Source organism: Niveispirillum sp. KHB5.9, from assembly GCF_048066115.1.
Lineage (GTDB): Bacteria > Pseudomonadota > Alphaproteobacteria > Azospirillales > Azospirillaceae > Niveispirillum.
In genome coordinates this window covers 202,282-218,133 of record NZ_JBLTYX010000002.1, presented here as the reverse complement: position 1 = coordinate 218,133, position 15,852 = coordinate 202,282, and the positions used below count along the sequence as shown (strand labels likewise).

At 65.9% G+C, this 15,852-nt stretch carries 12 protein-coding genes; 4 read left to right on the top strand and 8 right to left on the bottom strand.

Translation table 11 applies throughout. The features are described from left to right. Window positions 1–10: 10 nt before the first annotated feature. From ACM9HJ_RS05545 to ACM9HJ_RS05530, 4 genes are read right to left on the bottom strand one after another with little or no spacing between them, the layout of a single operon-like run. On the bottom strand, window positions 11–1,099 hold the full coding sequence (locus ACM9HJ_RS05545; protein ID WP_416570704.1) for an ABC transporter ATP-binding protein: 1,089 nt from the start codon (window positions 1,097–1,099) through the stop codon (window positions 11–13). Window position 1,100: 1 nt separating this feature from the next. Beyond that, window positions 1,101–1,940 carry a carbohydrate ABC transporter permease gene (locus tag ACM9HJ_RS05540; RefSeq protein ID WP_416570703.1) on the bottom strand — a complete coding sequence of 280 codons (840 nt, stop codon included), beginning with the start codon at window positions 1,938–1,940 and terminating at the stop codon, window positions 1,101–1,103. Window positions 1,941–1,943: 3 nt separating this feature from the next. Beyond that, window positions 1,944–2,813, bottom strand: a complete 870-nt coding sequence (locus ACM9HJ_RS05535) for a carbohydrate ABC transporter permease (protein WP_416570702.1) — start codon at window positions 2,811–2,813, stop codon at window positions 1,944–1,946. A 28-nt stretch (window positions 2,814–2,841) separates the two neighbouring features. Beyond that, the gene (locus tag ACM9HJ_RS05530; protein ID WP_416570701.1) at window positions 2,842–3,990 is read right to left on the bottom strand and encodes an ABC transporter substrate-binding protein; all 1,149 of its coding nucleotides are present in this window, start codon (window positions 3,988–3,990) and stop codon (window positions 2,842–2,844) included. 333 nt (window positions 3,991–4,323) lie between these two features. On the opposite strand from ACM9HJ_RS05530, the gene ACM9HJ_RS05525 reads away from it, so the two are divergent. The 4 genes from ACM9HJ_RS05525 (at window position 4,324) to ACM9HJ_RS05510 (ending at window position 10,543) form a co-directional block, all read left to right on the top strand. Then, a complete protein-coding gene (locus ACM9HJ_RS05525; RefSeq protein WP_416570700.1) occupies window positions 4,324–5,667 on the top strand; it encodes a GH1 family beta-glucosidase in 1,344 nt (447 codons plus the stop codon). 42 nt (window positions 5,668–5,709) lie between these two features. Further along, complete coding sequence (locus ACM9HJ_RS05520) at window positions 5,710–6,798, top strand: LacI family DNA-binding transcriptional regulator (RefSeq protein ID WP_416570699.1); 1,089 nt, start codon at window positions 5,710–5,712, stop codon at window positions 6,796–6,798. A 334-nt stretch (window positions 6,799–7,132) separates the two neighbouring features. Then, a complete protein-coding gene (locus ACM9HJ_RS05515; RefSeq protein ID WP_416570698.1) occupies window positions 7,133–9,472 on the top strand; it encodes a TonB-dependent receptor in 2,340 nt (779 codons plus the stop codon). A gap of 177 nt (window positions 9,473–9,649) precedes the next feature. Continuing rightward, entirely contained in the window at window positions 9,650–10,543 is an 894-nt protein-coding gene (locus ACM9HJ_RS05510; RefSeq protein ID WP_416570697.1) for an SDR family NAD(P)-dependent oxidoreductase, read from the top strand. A gap of 62 nt (window positions 10,544–10,605) precedes the next feature. Here the strand turns inward: ACM9HJ_RS05510 and ACM9HJ_RS05505 are convergent, their stop codons facing one another. From ACM9HJ_RS05505 to ACM9HJ_RS05490, 4 genes are read right to left on the bottom strand one after another with little or no spacing between them, the layout of a single operon-like run. Continuing rightward, window positions 10,606–11,286, bottom strand: a complete 681-nt coding sequence (locus ACM9HJ_RS05505; protein WP_416570696.1) for a TetR/AcrR family transcriptional regulator — start codon at window positions 11,284–11,286, stop codon at window positions 10,606–10,608. A gap of 51 nt (window positions 11,287–11,337) precedes the next feature. Continuing rightward, window positions 11,338–12,894 (bottom strand): AMP-binding protein, encoded by a 1,557-nt coding sequence (locus ACM9HJ_RS05500; protein WP_416570695.1) that lies wholly within the window; start codon window positions 12,892–12,894, stop codon window positions 11,338–11,340. Window positions 12,895–12,908: 14 nt separating this feature from the next. Then, complete coding sequence (locus ACM9HJ_RS05495; RefSeq protein WP_416570694.1) at window positions 12,909–14,543, bottom strand: carboxylesterase/lipase family protein; 1,635 nt, start codon at window positions 14,541–14,543, stop codon at window positions 12,909–12,911. Continuing rightward, window positions 14,543–15,850: a spinster family MFS transporter gene (locus ACM9HJ_RS05490; RefSeq protein ID WP_416570693.1), complete on the bottom strand. Its 1,308-nt coding sequence runs from the start codon at window positions 15,848–15,850 to the stop codon at window positions 14,543–14,545. The genes ACM9HJ_RS05495 and ACM9HJ_RS05490 overlap by 1 nt, the downstream gene beginning before the upstream one ends. Window positions 15,851–15,852 lie beyond the last annotated feature (2 nt).

Sequence of the window (15,852 nt, the reverse complement as noted above, 5' to 3'; positions counted from 1 at the left end):
CATCCCGTGCTCAATTCAGGCGCCGCCCTTCGCCTGTATCGAACAGGCTGGCCGCAGCACCGTCCAGCCGCAGGCCGACCATCTGTCCGGCTGCCAGCGCTACGCCGGGCGGCATGCGGGCCGTCACCTCCCGGCCCGCCAGCCGGATCAGCACATAGGTGTCGGGTCCCGTCGGCTCCGTCATCAGCACCTGGCCCTGGCAGGTTCCCGCTTCGCCCGCGGGTGCCAGTGCCAGGTGTTCCGGCCGCAAGCCCAGCACCAGGGGCTGGCCCGTGCGCAGGCCCGTTCCCGCCTTCAGCCCAGGCAGCGGCAGGATATGGTCGCCCAGCCGCAAGGCCGGCTGATCGTCGGCCAGTGCCAATTCCCCTTCCAGGAAATTCATGGTCGGTGCACCGACGAAGCCGGCGACGAAACGGTTGGCAGGCTTGGCATAGACCACTTCCGGCCGGTCGCATTGCTGCACCCGGCCCTTGTCCATCACGACGATGCGGCTGGCCAGGGTCATCGCCTCCACCTGGTCATGGGTGACGTAAAGGGTGGTGCGCCGGCCGCGTTCATGCAGGCGTTTCAGTTCCACCCGCATGTCGGCACGCAGCTTGGCGTCCAGGTTGCTCAAGGGTTCGTCCAGCAGAAAGACCTGCGGTTCGCGTACCAGGGCGCGGCCGATGGCCACCCGCTGCTGCTGTCCGCCCGACAGCTGCGCCGGCTTGCGGTCCAGCAGATGGCCGATCTGCAGAAGGCCGGCCACACCGGCCACCTTGGCCTCGATCTCCGGCCTGGACAGGCCGCGCATCTTCAGGGCGAAGCCGATATTCCGGCGCACGGACATGGTCGGGTAGAGCGCGTAGGACTGGAACACCATGGCGATGTCGCGCTGGTCGGGCTCGAGCGCCGTCACGTCGCGGTCGCCGAAATGGATGGTGCCGCCGCTGGGTTCCTCCAGCCCGGCCACGATGTTGAGCAGCGTGGACTTGCCGCAGCCGGACGGACCCAGCAGCACCAGGAACTCGCCTGGCTCTATATCCAGGTCGATCCGGTCCAGTACGGTGGTGGCGGCGAAATTCTTGGCGATGCCCTGTAGGCGGACGCGTTGCATCATATCATCCCTTCACGGCCCCGGCCGCGATCCCGCGCACGAACAGGCGTCCGGACAGGAGATAGACCAGGATGGTGGGTAGGGCGGCGATCATCGTCGCCGCCATGTTGACATTGTATTCCTGCGGCCCGAACTGCGATCCGGCCAGCACGTTCAGGGCAACCGTCACCGGCTGCTGCCCCGGTCCCGCAAAGGTCAGGCCCAGGATAAAATCGTTCCAGATATAGGTGAATTGCAGCACCAGTGCGACGGCGCAGACCGGCAGCGACAAGGGCAGCATCACGTACCAGAAACTGGCCAGGAACCCGGCCCCATCGATGCGCGCCGCCTTGAGCAGGTCGCGCGGCACCGACAGGAAGAAATTGCGGAACAGCAGCGTGACGAAGGCCAGGCCCCAGACCGTATGGGCGAAGACCAGCCCGCCCTGGGTGCCGAACAGCCCCAGTTCGCGCACCAGCGCGATCATGGGATAGAGCGTGACCTGCGGCGGGATGAACAGGCCGATCAGCAAGGCAGCGAACAGCATGTCCACCCATCTGGCCGTGCGCAGGCTGAGCGCGTAACCGGTCAGGGCACCCAGTGCCAGGGAGCAGAACAAAGCCGGCAGCACGATGGCGAATGAATTGCCGAACCAGACCGACAGGCCCCGGCAGGTGCCGGAGATGCAGGCACCACCCCAGGCCTTTCCCCAGGCGGCGAAACCCGGGTCCTGCGGCAGGGCGAACAGGCTGCCATTGTTGATCTCCGCCAGCGGCTTCAGCGAGGTCGACAGCATAACCAACAGCGGGAACAGAACCGCCAGGGCCGCGATGGACAGCATCAGGTAGAGGGGGAAGCGCCGCATGGATCAGCCCCCCTTCTTCTGCCGGATTTCGGCATAGAGATAGGGGCCGACCACGGCGGCGATGGTGGCCAGCATCATGCAGGCACCAGCTGCACCCAAGCCCAGTTCCTGCCGGTTCAAAATATGCTCCATCACGAACCGGGCCGGCAGGTCCGACGAGAAGCCGGGCCCGCCGCCGGTCAGCGCCACCACCAGATCGAAGGATTTCACCACCAGGGAGAACAGCAGGATGGCGGCGGTGAAGAAGACCGGGCGCAGCATGGGTGTGACGATGGCGGCATAGACCCGCCAGGTGGGGATGCCATCGACCTTCGCCGCCTTCCAGATGTTGGGGTCGACGCCACGCAATCCTGCCAGGAACAGGGCCATGCACAGGCCCGATTGCTGCCAGATGCCGGCCAGGGCGACCGTGTAGATGGACCGGTCGGCGCGGACCAGCCAGTTGAAGGCGAACTCCTCCCACCCCAGTCCGCGCACCGCCTGCTGGATACCCAGGCCGGGGTTCAGCATCCATTGCCAGATGATGCCGGTGACCACGAAGGACATGGACAGCGGTAGCATGAAGATGGTGCGATAGACCCCCTCCGCCCGCACGCCGCGGTCGATCAGGATGGCCAGCAGATAGCCCAACGTCAGGCAGCCGGCGATGAACAGCGTGCCGTAGATCGCCATGTTGCCCAGTGCCGTCCACCAGCGGGCACTGGCGAACAGCCTTTCATACTGGACGAAGCCGATGAAATCCCAGCTGGGCAGCAATTGCGAGCTGGTCAGCGAGATGGCGAAGGTCCAGGCGATGAACAGGTAGAAGCAGACGAAGGTGATGAGCCCGGCCGGCAGCAGGGCGATGGAAGGGGCCCGATGCGATGGTTTCACCCTGTTCCTCCCTTTTCGTTTTGTTTGTTCACCGGAAGGCTAGAATCGACCGGCGTAGCAGGTCGCGGCCCTGTTCCGGGGTCAGGCGGGGATCGTTCCAGAATTGCGAGACGGCATCATCTACCGCCCCGGCCATGCCGCCGGGCAGGCCAAACAGGCCGGTGGAGGCCAGGTGCGTGGCCGGATCGCGGATCAGTTCCATGGCTTGGCGCGCGCAGATGTCGAACCCGTCACCCGGCACGTCGGTGCGCACGGGGATCGAGCCCTTGGCCTGGTTCAGGCGGGCCTGCACGCCCGGTTCCATCATCACCGAAACGAAGCGTTCCTGCGCCTTCGCCGTTTCGGCGTCGCGCGGTTGGGTGAAGGCGAAGGCGTCGACCACCATGATATAGGCGGGTTCCGGTGCGGGGGAGAGGGCACAACCGATCTGCACCCCCGGCTCCAGCCCGGCCGCGCGGATATCGCCCTTGGCCCAGTCGCCCATGAACTGGAACGCCGCATCGCCGCGCATCAGCATGGCCGTCGCCTGGTTCCAGCGCCGGCCGGGGCTGCCCTCATCCACGAAGGGGCGCAAGGCGGCGAAGGTCCGGAACGTCTCCAGCAGGGCGGGGCTGTCCAGGGCCGCCGGGTCCAGCGTCTCGTAAAGGCGGCGGTAGAAATCGCGTCCGCCCACCCCCAGCAGCACGGCATTGAACAGCAGCCGTTCCTGCCAGGGCTGTCCACCCATGGCGATGGGGATCTTGCCCATGGCTTTCAGCCGGGCGGCGGCGTCCAGGAATTCGGCCCAGGTGCGGGGCACGGCCAGCCCCGCCTGTCGCAGCAGGCCGGCATTGTAGAACATCCAGTTCTCGCCATGGATGTTTAGGGGGGCGGCCATGTAGCGGCCCTGATATTTGGCCGATCGCGCCAGCAGTGGCGGCAGTACCCGGTCCCATTCCTCATCGGCACCGGGGGCGGGAATGATCAGTCCGTGGGTGGACAATTCATTCAGCTGGTTGCCCAGCGAGAACAGGAAGACCGGCGGCGGGTTGCCGCCCAGGATGCGGTTGACGGCCGCCGCCCGTGCGGCGGAACCGCCGGGCACCGGCGCATCCCGCCAGGACCCGCCCTGATCGCGATAGGCATCGCGCACCACGGAAAGCGACGCGGATTCGCCGCCGGAGGTCAGCCAGTGCATCACCTCCAGCTCCTGCCCCCATGCTGCGCCGCTTGCCAGGGCCAGCCAGGAGATTGCCGCGAATTTTGCGGCAGCGCAGCATGCTTTCACCCTGATCTTCATTGCGCCGCACAATCCGAAACGTTTCGATTTCTCGTGAAGTATGGCGAGCCGATACGGACTGTCAATCAAGGAAAAATGCGTTTACCCACAGATTCGGCCTGGACAGGCATTTTTCGAAACGTTACGATTTTTACATCAGCGGTTCCTGCCGCCCGACATCCCTTTCGCGCAGGCCGAGGGGTGTTCGCGGGCGGCCCGATTTTCCCGACAGGCAGCCAAGAGACGGTCACGATGCGTTTCCCGGATGGGTTCAGGTGGGGTATCTCCACCTCCAGCTACCAGATCGAGGGCGGGGCGCCCGATGATGGGCGTGGGCCCAGCATCTGGGACACCTATTGCGCCAGCCCCGGCCGGGTGGCCAATGGCGATACCGGCACCGTGGCCTGCGACCATTACCATCGCTGGGCGGAGGATCTGGACCTGATCCGGACCTTGGGCGCGCAGCAATACCGCTTCTCCATCATGTGGGGCCGGGTGCTGCCGGACGGTACGGGGGCGACCAACCAGAAGGGCCTGGATTTCTATGACCGGCTGGTGGATGGCATGCTGGAACGGGGGCTGGAGCCCTGGCCCTGCCTTTATCACTGGGACTTGCCGCAGGCGCTGCAGGACAAGGGCGGCTGGGTCAACCGCGACAGTGCCGGCTGGTTCGCCGATTACGCAGCATTGATGGTACGCCGGCTGGGCGACCGGGCGCGGACCTGGGTCACCTTCAATGAACCGTCGGTCTGCGCCTGGGTCGGGAATGAGGAGGGGCGCCACGCCCCCGGTCTGGCCGACCCGCGCGCCGCCGTGCGCGTGGCCCATCACCTGAATCTGGCCCATGGCCGCGCCGTGGGGGTGGTGCGCGATCTGGCGCCGGGCGTGCCCGTGGGCTTCGTCCTGCCCGTCCATAAGGGCCGGCCCCTGCCGCAGTTCGCCGAGCGTGACCAGCATCTGGTGCAGCTGTTCGAGGATAAGTGGAACGGCGTGTTCCTGGGCCCCGTGCATCTGGGCCGCTATCCCGACAGCGTGCTGGACCGGTTCGCCCCGCATATCCAGGCGGGCGACATGGCGGAGATCCACCGACCCGTGGATTACCAGGGGGTGAACCATTATTTCCCCACCTACCTGTCCCCGGCCGACGGCACGGCCTGGCCGTTCAAGATTGTCGAGCCGCCGAAATATCTGCGCCGGACGGAGATGAACTGGGGCATCGACGGCCATGCCTTCTATGAGGCGCTGGACGGTCTGCGCCGCGACTATGGCAACCCGCCGGTCTTCGTCACGGAGAACGGTGTCGCCTTCCTGGACATTGCCGGTGCCGATGGAAGCATCGATGACCAGGACCGCATCGCCTATTACCGCGACTATCTGGCCGCCGTGCACCGGGCCATTGCGGCAGGGGCGGATATCCGCGGCTACATGCCCTGGTCGCTGTTGGATAATTTCGAATGGGCCCATGGCTATAACAAGCGCTTCGGGCTGGTGCATGTCGACTACACGACCTTGAAACGTACGCCCAAGGCGTCGTTCGACTTCATGCGCCGGGTGATGCGCGAGAATGAGGTGCCGCCGCCCGCCGATTATTCGTAATCTCCCGCAACCTTCCAAGGTGAACCAGCGAGCCCGACCGCCATGCAGCCCAGTCAGCGCACCAACCTGAAAACCCTTGCCGAGCATCTGGGCCTGTCGATCACGACCGTGTCCCGGGCGCTGAAGGACGGGCCGGAGGTGAAGCCGGACACGGTGGCGCGGGTCAAGCAGGCGGCGGCCAGCCTGGGTTATCTGCCCGATGCCGGCGGCGTCTATCTGCGCACGGGCCGGACGATGAAGATCTGTTCGGTGTTCTTCGCGCCGGAAGTGGCGGATTACGGCGATGCCGGCTTCCTGGCTCAGGTGGAGGGCGTGTCGCGCACGTTGGAGACCGACAGCTACAACCTGGTCGTCCTGGCGCAGACGGCCAGCCAGTCGCCGCTGGAAACAGTGCGCCGGGTATTCCAGCAGCGGCTGGCCGACGGCATCATCTTCTCCCGTACCACGCCGATGGATGAACGGGCGCGTTTCTGCCTGGAATTCAAGTTCCCCTTCGTCAGCTTCGGGCGCACCGAACTGCACAGCCCGCACGCCTTCGTCGACCATGATGACGAGGGCGGGGTCTATGACGCGATGATCCGGCTGGCGGCAGACGGTCATAAACGCATCGCCCTGTTCAACCCCACGGGCAACATGACCTATGCCGGCATGCGGCTGCGCGGGTATCAGCGGGCACTGGCGGAACTGGGCCTGCCCTGGGACAAGTCGCTGCTGGTGACCTCCGGCCTGTCGGTCTGGTCCAGCCAGGATGCGGTGCGCGACCTGCTGGCGCGCGACCGGGGCGTCACCGCCATCCTGTGCGCCAACCAGCTGTCGATGTTCGGCGCCATGGAGGCGGCCCTGGAGCAGGGGATGGACCCGGCGCGCGACGGGCTGCGCATTGTCGGCTTCGGCGGCATGCCATTCCGCATGCCGTTCGAACAGGGTGTCACCTATTACTACCAGCCCCAGCGCCGCGATGGTGAGGAACTGGCCCGCCATATGCTGGCCTTGCTGGGGGGAGAGCCGGCGGAAAGCCTGCAAACGGTGCTGCCGTACCAGCGCATCGACGATCTGCAGCGGTTCCGCATGGAACTGCGCGCCCAGGCCATGGCCGGGGACACGAGACAATCCACGGAACAAGGGACTTGAAGTCCCGGCCGACAGAACAGGGAGAGACCGACGCATGAAGGCATCAAGGAACTGAGGCGGGCAGCGCCAGACCGCAAAGGGCGGTGAAGTGCCGTAGGTCAGGTCGAGCCGCAGGCGAGCCCTGACATTTCGAAGGCACCGTCGCTTGTCAGGGCTCGGGGCTCCGCCCCTCGACCTGACCTACTGGCCTTTCAACAAGACCAAGAAACCCGCAACCCCACGCGCAACACCCGCGCGGGGAACGGGTCCCCATTGCCCGAAACAACACCAGCCGGACGGGTGCCACCGTCCGGCCTGGGAAGGATTTTGCCCGGAACAGGGAGGGAGAGAACCCATGACGACCAAGACCAACATCATCAAGCACATCCTGCTGGCCGCCACCGCCGCTGGTGCCATCGCCGCACCGGCCCTGGCCCAGACCTCCAGCGCCATGCTGGAGGAGATCATCGTCACCGCCGAGAAGCGGGCCGTGTCGTTGCAGGACACGCCCGTGGCCGTGACGGCGCTGAGCCAACAGGCGCTGGACCAGCTTCAGGTCTCCGACCTGAAAAGCATCGTGTCCCTGGTGCCCGGCCTGCAGATCGGCCAGAGCAGCAACCAGGCCGCCGTGGACGTGGCCATCCGCGGCATCGTTTCCACCAATCGCACGGAGGTGGGCGATCCCGCAGTGGCCTTCCATGTCGACGGCATCTATTCCCCGCGCCCGCAGGGTGCGACGGCGCTGCTCTATGATGTGGAGCGGGTGGAGGTGCTGCGCGGGCCGCAGGGCACCTTGTTCGGCCGCAATTCCAATGCCGGCGTGGTCAATATCATCACCGCCAAGCCGAACGCGGAAAAGGCGTCGGGCTCCATCGACCTGACGGCCGGCAATTACAGCCTGTTCCGGGTCAAGGGCCATCTGAACCTGCCCATCACCGACACGCTGGCCATCCGCGCCGCCGGCTATGTGGAGAACCGCAAAGGCTATATCGATTTCGCCGCCGGGTCGAAGGTGCCGCCCGGCGCCGACAAGTACGACAATGCCGATCGCTATTCCGGCCGGGTCAGCGCGCAATGGACACCGGTGGAGAATTTCAAGCTGTTCGTGTCGGCCGAACGCTTCTCCGACCAGGGGGCGGGCACCGTGCCGGTCAATGTCACGCCGCTGCCCGGCACCAAGCGCCGTTCCGCCGTGATCGACAGTCCCGGCATGCTGGACCAGGTGAACGACACGGTCCGCCTGCGCGCCGATTACCAGCCTACGGAAAAGGTGGAGGTCAGCTACCTGTTCGGCTGGGCGCACATGACGCGTCAGAATGTGAACGACAATGACGTGGGCTATGCGCTGGACCCGGGCCTGCGCGCCCTGCCGCGCCCGCCGGTATCGCCGGCCTTCGCCGAGGAGCGGCGGTTCGAGCGCGGGGTGTTCGACAGCAGCCAGCATGAATTGCAGGTGAAGTCGGTGGATGCGGAGCGGCTGGATTGGCTGTTCGGTGCCTTCTATTACAAGGAGGATAACGACATCCGCTTCGACATCGATTTCCGTGACGATACCGGCACGGTGCCGGGCCAATTCGACCCCAATGACCGCCGCGATGCCCAGACCTTCATCCAGCCGCGCCGCGACCTGTCCTCTTGGGCCCTGTTCACGCAGGAGACGTTTCATGTGACGGATGCCGCACGGCTGACCGGCGGCCTGCGCTATACAAAGGACAGCAAGAAGGACACGGGCGGGCGCAACTATGTCTGCAACCGCAACAACTCCACCCCGGCCACCGGCGGCGTCAATGTCATCGGCGTGCCCACCAGCCAGATCCCCAGCCTGTGCGTGGTAACGGCCCGCAACGATGCCGACAAGCATTGGAAGAAGCTGACCTGGATGGCGCGCGGCGAGTATGACCTCTCCGCCGACCTGCTGGCCTATGCCATGGTCAATACGGGCTTCAAATCCGGCGTGATCCAAGATGGCGGCACGGCGGCCAATCCGGAGAATGTCACCAATTACGAACTGGGCCTGAAGGCCACCTTGCTGGACGGGTCGCTGACCCTGAACAATGTCGCCTTCTATTCCGACTACAAGAATATCCTGCGCGCCAACACGGTGATCGGTGCCAACGGCATCCAGCAGCTGGTCACGGTGAACGCCACCAAGGCCAGCATCTATGGCCTGGAGACGGAAGCCAACTGGAGCGTCACCGACCAGGACCGGTTGCAGGTGTCGGCGGCACTGCTCAGTGCCGAATACGACGACTTCAAGACCGTGGACACCAACATCTTCACGGCCGCCAATCCCAACGGCGCCACCAACCTGAAGGGCAAGAAGCTGCCTTTCGCACCCGAACTGGCCGTCACCCTGGTCTATGAGCATTTCTTCGACCTGCCCGATGGCGGGGTGATCGTGCCGCGCATCCAGAGCAAATATCAGTCGGAAATGTTCCTGACCGATTTCAACCGCGCTACCGACCGCCAGGGCGCCTATACCCGCACCGACCTGTCGTTGCGCTATGAATCCCCGGCCAACTGGCAGCTGGAGGCCTTCGTGCAGAACCTGGAGGACAAGGCGGTGAAGAACAATATCGACATTCGCGGCCAGCAGGCGGCATCCACCGGTGCGGTGCCCGGTTTCGCCGGCGTGGCGCGTGCCTTCTACGACGCGCCGCGTACCTGGGGTGTGCGGGCCGCCTACCGGTTCTGAACCGGGCTTTTCCCTCCCATTCCGGTTTCATGGCCGGGATGGGAGGAGAGGCTTATGAAACGGAGCCGTCCGCCATCCGTTTTTCCGGGCGGAGCGCCTCTTAAATTCACTATCTTGAGAGTGAATTATATATCCGCTATATAGGCGCATCGAAAAATCAGGAGGGAGCGCCGGAACATGGCGTTGAAAGGACGGATCGCGATTGTCACGGGGGCGGGTGGCGGCTTGGGTCGGCAGCATGCCCTGTTCCTGGCACGCCAGGGAGCCAAGGTCGTCGTCAACGACCTGAGCCAGGAGGCGGCGAATGCCGTGGCGGTGGAGATCGCGGCGGCCGGCGGCGATGCCATGGCCATCGCCGGGTCGGTGACGGACGAGGCGGCGGTGGCGGCCTTGGTGGTCCGCACCATGGCGGAATGGGGCCGCATCGACATCCTGGTCAACAATGCCGGCATCCTGCGTGACAAGAGCTTCGCCAAGATGGGGCTGGATGATTTCCGCCTGGTGCTGGAGGTCCATCTGATGGGGGCCGTGATCTGCACCAAGGCGGTGTGGGAAATCATGCGCAACCAGCGCCATGGCCGTATCGTCCTGACCACCTCCTCCTCCGGCCTCTATGGCAATTTCGGGCAGGCCAACTACGGCGCCGCCAAGATGGCACTGGTCGGCCTGATGCAGACGCTCGCCATCGAAGGCGAGCGGTACAATATCCGCGTCAATTGCCTGGCGCCGACGGCGGCCACGCAGATGACGGATGGCGTCCTGTCCGGCGACAGCCTGGAGCGGCTGAACCCCGCCCTGGTCAGCCCGGCCCTGCTGCCGCTGGTCGGTGACGATGCGCCGACGCGGGCCATCCTGTGTGCCGGTGGCGGGCACTTCGCGGCTGCCAATGTCACCCTGACCCAGGGCTGCTATGTCGGTAGCGGGCCGGAAACGGGCGACCGGGTGGTGGCGCGACTGGCCGAGGTGACCGACCGGGAGGCGGAGATCGTGCCCGCCTACGGCTTCATGCAGGCCGAACGCGAGTTGGCCAGCGGCGGCTGGAGCCAGCCGGTGATGGCCGTGGCGCGATAATACCATCGGCATGGAATACCGACCGATGGCCGGTATTCCATGCCCCTCGGGCGCCTGCAATCCTATCCCCGCACCTTGCACACTTCCTTGAACCCCGCCGCCATGAAGGCGGCCATGCGGGCCTTCACGGCGGTGAAATCGTCGGATTTGCAAAGCCCGCCCGACAGTTTGTCGATGCGCCCCGTCCGCGCCAGGGTCAGCAGCAGGGCTCCGGTGACGAAGTGGTATCCCCAGAAGATGTCCTCTTCCGCCCGGTCGGGCAGGGCCTTCTTCAGCAGGTCGATCAGCCGCAGCACGACGGGATCGAAATGCTGGTCCATCAGCTCCGCCCCCCATTCGGGCGTGTTGGCCACCTGCGCGCCCAGGGCCGCGTAATTCTTCCAGGCCTCCCCGCCCTCGATATAGAGGTCCAGATCGGTATCCAGGAAGGCGTGCAGGGCACCCTCCACCGTGGGCTTGCCGCCGGTCGCCGCCTCATACTCCTCCAGCGCCCGCATCCGCCGTTCGCTGGTCACGGCGGCGCGGCGGGCGAAGACGGCGTCGAACAGCTTCTTCTTATCCTCGAAATAATAGTTCAGCAGCGTGTGGTGCACGCCCACCCGCTGCGCCACGTCCTTCAGCGTGACGCCATAGAGACCGTGCTTGGAGAATAGATATTCAGCCTCGTCGAGGATCTGCTCCATCTTCTCGGCGCGCTGCTCGGCCTTGGTGGAGCGCCGACGGGGTTTCACCTGCTCAGACACCAATTCGTCTTTCCATTCCTGACCGGCCGCACCGTGTCACCATATCCCATTTCAACCGCCACCATGTTGAATCCGCAAGCGGATTTTGTCGATCTTGCCGGTGGCGGCCAGCGGCATCGCGTCCAGCCGGATGATCGCATCCGGCATCCACCAGGGTGCCACCCTGCCTTTCAGCGGGGCCAGCAGGCCGGCATCATCGATCGCATCGCATGTCTCCACCAGCAGGATGGGGCGTTCGCCCCATTTCGGGTGGGTCCGGCCGATGACGGCGACCAGCGACACCTCCGGCAGGGCCCCCACCAGCGCCTCGATCTCCGCCGGGTTGATCCATTCGCCGCCGGATTTGATCAGGTCCTTGGCCCGGCCGGTGATCATCAGGTTGCCGGTGGCATCGATGCGGGCCAGATCGCCCGTGGGAAACCAGCCGGCCGCATCGGTGGCAGGCTTTTCCTGCCCGAAATACCGGTCGATGACGGCCGCGCCGCGTACCCGCAGATGCCCCTCTGTCCCGCGCTGGTCGGGCAGGGCGACGCCGTCCGCATCGGTCAGCAGCAAATCCACCCCCACCGACGGCCGCCCCGACAGGCCGGCATCGCGGACGGGGTCGCCGGCGGGTGCGACGGTGCCGGACGGCGACAGTTCCGTCATGCCCCAGCTGGTCTGCACGATGACGCCCAGCCGCTGTTCGATCCGCTCCATGAGCGCCGGGGGCAGGGGGGAGCCGCCGACGATGATCCGCTTCAGGCTGGGTAATTCCCCGCCCGTCGCTTCCAGATGTTCCACCAGCCCCAGCCAGACGGTGGGCACGCCCACCCCCACCGTCACGCCGGCCGATGCGATCAGGCGGGCCAGGTTGGCCCCGTCCGTTTGCCGCCCCGGCAGCACCAGCCGCCCGCCCACCGCCGGCACGGCAAAGGGCAGGCCCCAGGCATTGGCATGGAACATCGGCACGGCGACCAGCACGCTGTCGCGGCCCGACAGGGCCATGACATCCGTTTGCAACAGCTTGAGCGTGTGCAGGTAGCTGGAACGATGGGTATAGGTCACACCCTTGGGTGCACCGGTGGTGCCCGAGGTGAAGCAGAGGCCCGACGGTGCCGTCTCGGCAAACCCGCCCCACGGCACGTCGCGGGATGCCCCCGCGATCAGCCCCTCCAGCGCGGTGGCGAGATGCCAGTCACCCGGTGCCGGTCCGTCGATGACCAGCACGCGGGCGATGCCGGGCGACAGGGCCGCGACCTGCCTTGCCAGCGGCACCAGATCGGCGCTGACCACCAGGATGCGGGCCTGCGACTGGTCCAGCATCGCCGCCAGCTGTTCGGCCGTCAAGCGCGGGTTCAGGGTGTGGCAGACCGCCCCCATCCCCATGATGGCGTACCAGGCCTCCACATGGCCCTGGCTGTTCCAGGCCAGGGTGGCGACCCTTTCGCCCTGCCGCACGCCAAGGTCGCTCAGGATGGCGGAGACGGCCAGGCTGCGATCCATCAGGGCGGCATAGCCGATACGGTCCGGTTCCCCACCCTCATGCGCCGTCACCAGTTCGGCATGGGCGTGCCATTTCGCGGCATGGCGCAGGAACTGGTCCAGCGTCAGGGGAAAATCCTGCATGGTTCCATCCAGCATCAGCAGACATTCCCCTTGGGCGGCAGCACGGGCGATGCGACCCCGGTATTCCAGTTCCACGGCATGGTTCCCGCCGCCCGGCGTCGGCACACGGCGGTTTCGTGCAGGGCGAACATGCCCGGCCGCATCCGCACCCCCGGCTGGGGCGTGCCGGCAAAGGCCATATAGCCCTCATCCTTGCCGAAGACGGGCCAAGCGGGCTGTCCATCCGCCACCGGCTTGGCGTCACGCGCGAAGCTGGCCCAATAGGAGGTCATCGCGGCCGACAGGCGGCGTTCGGCCGGATTGTCCGGCACCTTGGGCCAGAAGGGCGGGGTGCGGTCGGCCGTGCCGAACACGTAGGGGATTTCCGCCGCGTGGAAAGCGTGCAACCCCTTCTCATCGGCTGCCGGATAGCCATGGTCGAAGATGTAGAGATAGGAGGGCTGCCCCAGTGCGGCCTGGTTGCGTGCCAGCCGTTCCGACGTCCAGCCGTACAGCGCGTCGCGCGTCGTGGCCAGCATGCTTTCCTCGACATTGCCCGACGGATAGAGCCGCAGGAACAGGTCGGCCAGATCGCCATAGCGCTCGCGGATCACCGCCTCATAGGCCTTGGCATCGGCGGGGGCTGCACCGATCAGGAAGCGCAGCGACCGGATCTCACCGCTGTTGAAACCGGTCAGGATGGGTACGGGCGCCTGCTGTCCCTTGTCGAAAATCTTCACCAGCTGGGCCGGCAGCACCTTGCCATCGACGGTGCCGAAGGGGATGTACAGGGCCTTCACCGCTTCCGCCGTCAGGGTTTCCGGGTCCATGGCGCGCAAGGCCGCCACATCCGCCGCCCCGACCTTGTCGGCGACATAGGTGCCGATCGCCTCCGCCGCGAATTCCCCATTGCGGGGCTGTTTCAGCTCCGGCGTGGAGATCATGTAGGCGCTCTGGGCGATGGCCTTGGCGAACAGACCCTTGGCCTGGGGAGAGGCCATCAGATACATGACTGACAGGGCGCCGGCCGACTCTCCCGCTACGGTGACATTGCCGGCATCGCCGCCGAAGGCACCGATATTGTCGCGAACCCAACGCAAGGCGGCGATCTGGTCGAGCAATCCGTAATTGCCGGAAATCCCGTCGGGATTCTCCGCACCCAAACCCGGATGCGCCAGATAGCCCAGGATGCCCAGCCGGTAATTGATGGACACCACGACCAGCCCCTGGCGGGCCAGGGCGGCGCCATCATAGGCTTCCTCATGGCTGTACCCGGCGGTCAGCGATCCGCCGTGGATCCAGACCAGGACGGGGGCGTTCTTGGCCTCCTTGGGCGCCCAGATATTCAGGGACAGGCAATCTTCCCCCATCTCCCGGGGTGGATTGGCATAGATGCTGCCAGCACGTGGGCGCGGCTGAACGCAGGCGCGGCCGAATTCCCCGGCATCACGCACGCCGGTCCAGGCGGGCAGCGGTTCCGGCGCCTTCCAGCGCCGCTCCCCCACTGGCGGCTGCGCATAGGGGATGCCCTTGAAGATCGTCAGATCACCGTTGACGCGGCCGGCCAGTGCACCGGCCGGCGCCTGCACCGTGGGATTGCCCTGGGCCAAGGCGGCGAAGGACAGGAACGTGGCGGCCAAAGAGGCGCCCAGGCGAAGGGATAGACGCATCAGCGGCCTCCATTCTTCAGCACCCGTGCCAGCACCATGAACAGGGCGATGGCGATCAGGTAGAAGGGGATCAGGGTGTAGAAGGCGAGTTGCAGGGAATTGTCGGGATTGGTGGCCCGGAAATAATCACTGGCCAGCCCCAGATATGTCGGGCCGAAGCCCAGGCCGATCAGGTTCATCACCAGCAGCAGCAGGGCGCCCGACATCACCCGCTGATTGGGCCGCACCGCCTCCTGCACCAGGGCGACGGCCGGCGACAGGTAGAAATAATTGAAGAAGGTCGGGCCGATCAGGAACAGCAGCGCCAGTTCCCAGCCCGGCGCCCAGACGAAGCCGGCAAAGAACGGCATCGCACAGACCAGACCCACGGCCGGGATCACGGCATAGGCCCGCTTGGACCTGGCACCGAACCGGTCGATCAGCCGGCCCGAGGCATACATGCCCAGGCTGACCCCGATACCGATCAGCAGCGCGTAATAAAGCGCCACCTCACCCAGTGCCATGCCCTTTTCCCGCATCAGGAACAGCACGGTGAAATTCATCACCGCATAGGTGACGAACTGTGTGGCCCCACAGGCCAGCGACAGCAGCAGCAGATCCTTGCGGCGGAAGAACATCAGGACGGTTTCACCGAACCCCGCCTTGGCCTCCACCGCCGCCGGCGCCGCGTCCGGTGCCGGCAGGTCCAGCCCGCCACGCTTGGGCTCCTTGATCGTCAGCCAGACGATGACGGCGGCCACGACACCCACCACGCCCAGCACGACGAAGGCGCTGCGCCAGCTATAGGCGGCGGCGATGGAGGCGCCGAAGGCCACCCCCAGCGCCTGGCCCAGGGGCGGTCCCAGATTGAACAGGCCCAGCGCCGTGCCGCGCCGCCCCGGCGCGAAATAGTCGGTGATGATCGCATAGGATGGCGGCACCCCGCCGGCCTCTCCCACCCCCACCGCCATGCGGGCCATCACCAGCTGCGGATATGTCGATGCCATGCCGCAGGCCACGGTGGCCGCACTCCACAGCGCACACGCAATGGACAGCACCTTCACCCGGTTGGCCCGGTCGGCCAGCCAGGCCACGGGGATGGAGATGGTGCAATAGAACAGCGCGAAATAGAGCCCGCTGATCAAACCAAGCTGCCCGTCGGTGACGCCCAGATCGTCCTGGATGGGCTTGGCCAGGATCGACAGCAGCTGCCGGTCCAGGAAGTTCAGCACATAGACGAAGCAGAGTGCGCCCAGCACGTACCAGGCGCGCCCGTCCGGCGGCTTTGGCGCCGCCGGACTGTTCAGGGTGGGGGTGGCATCCGTCATCG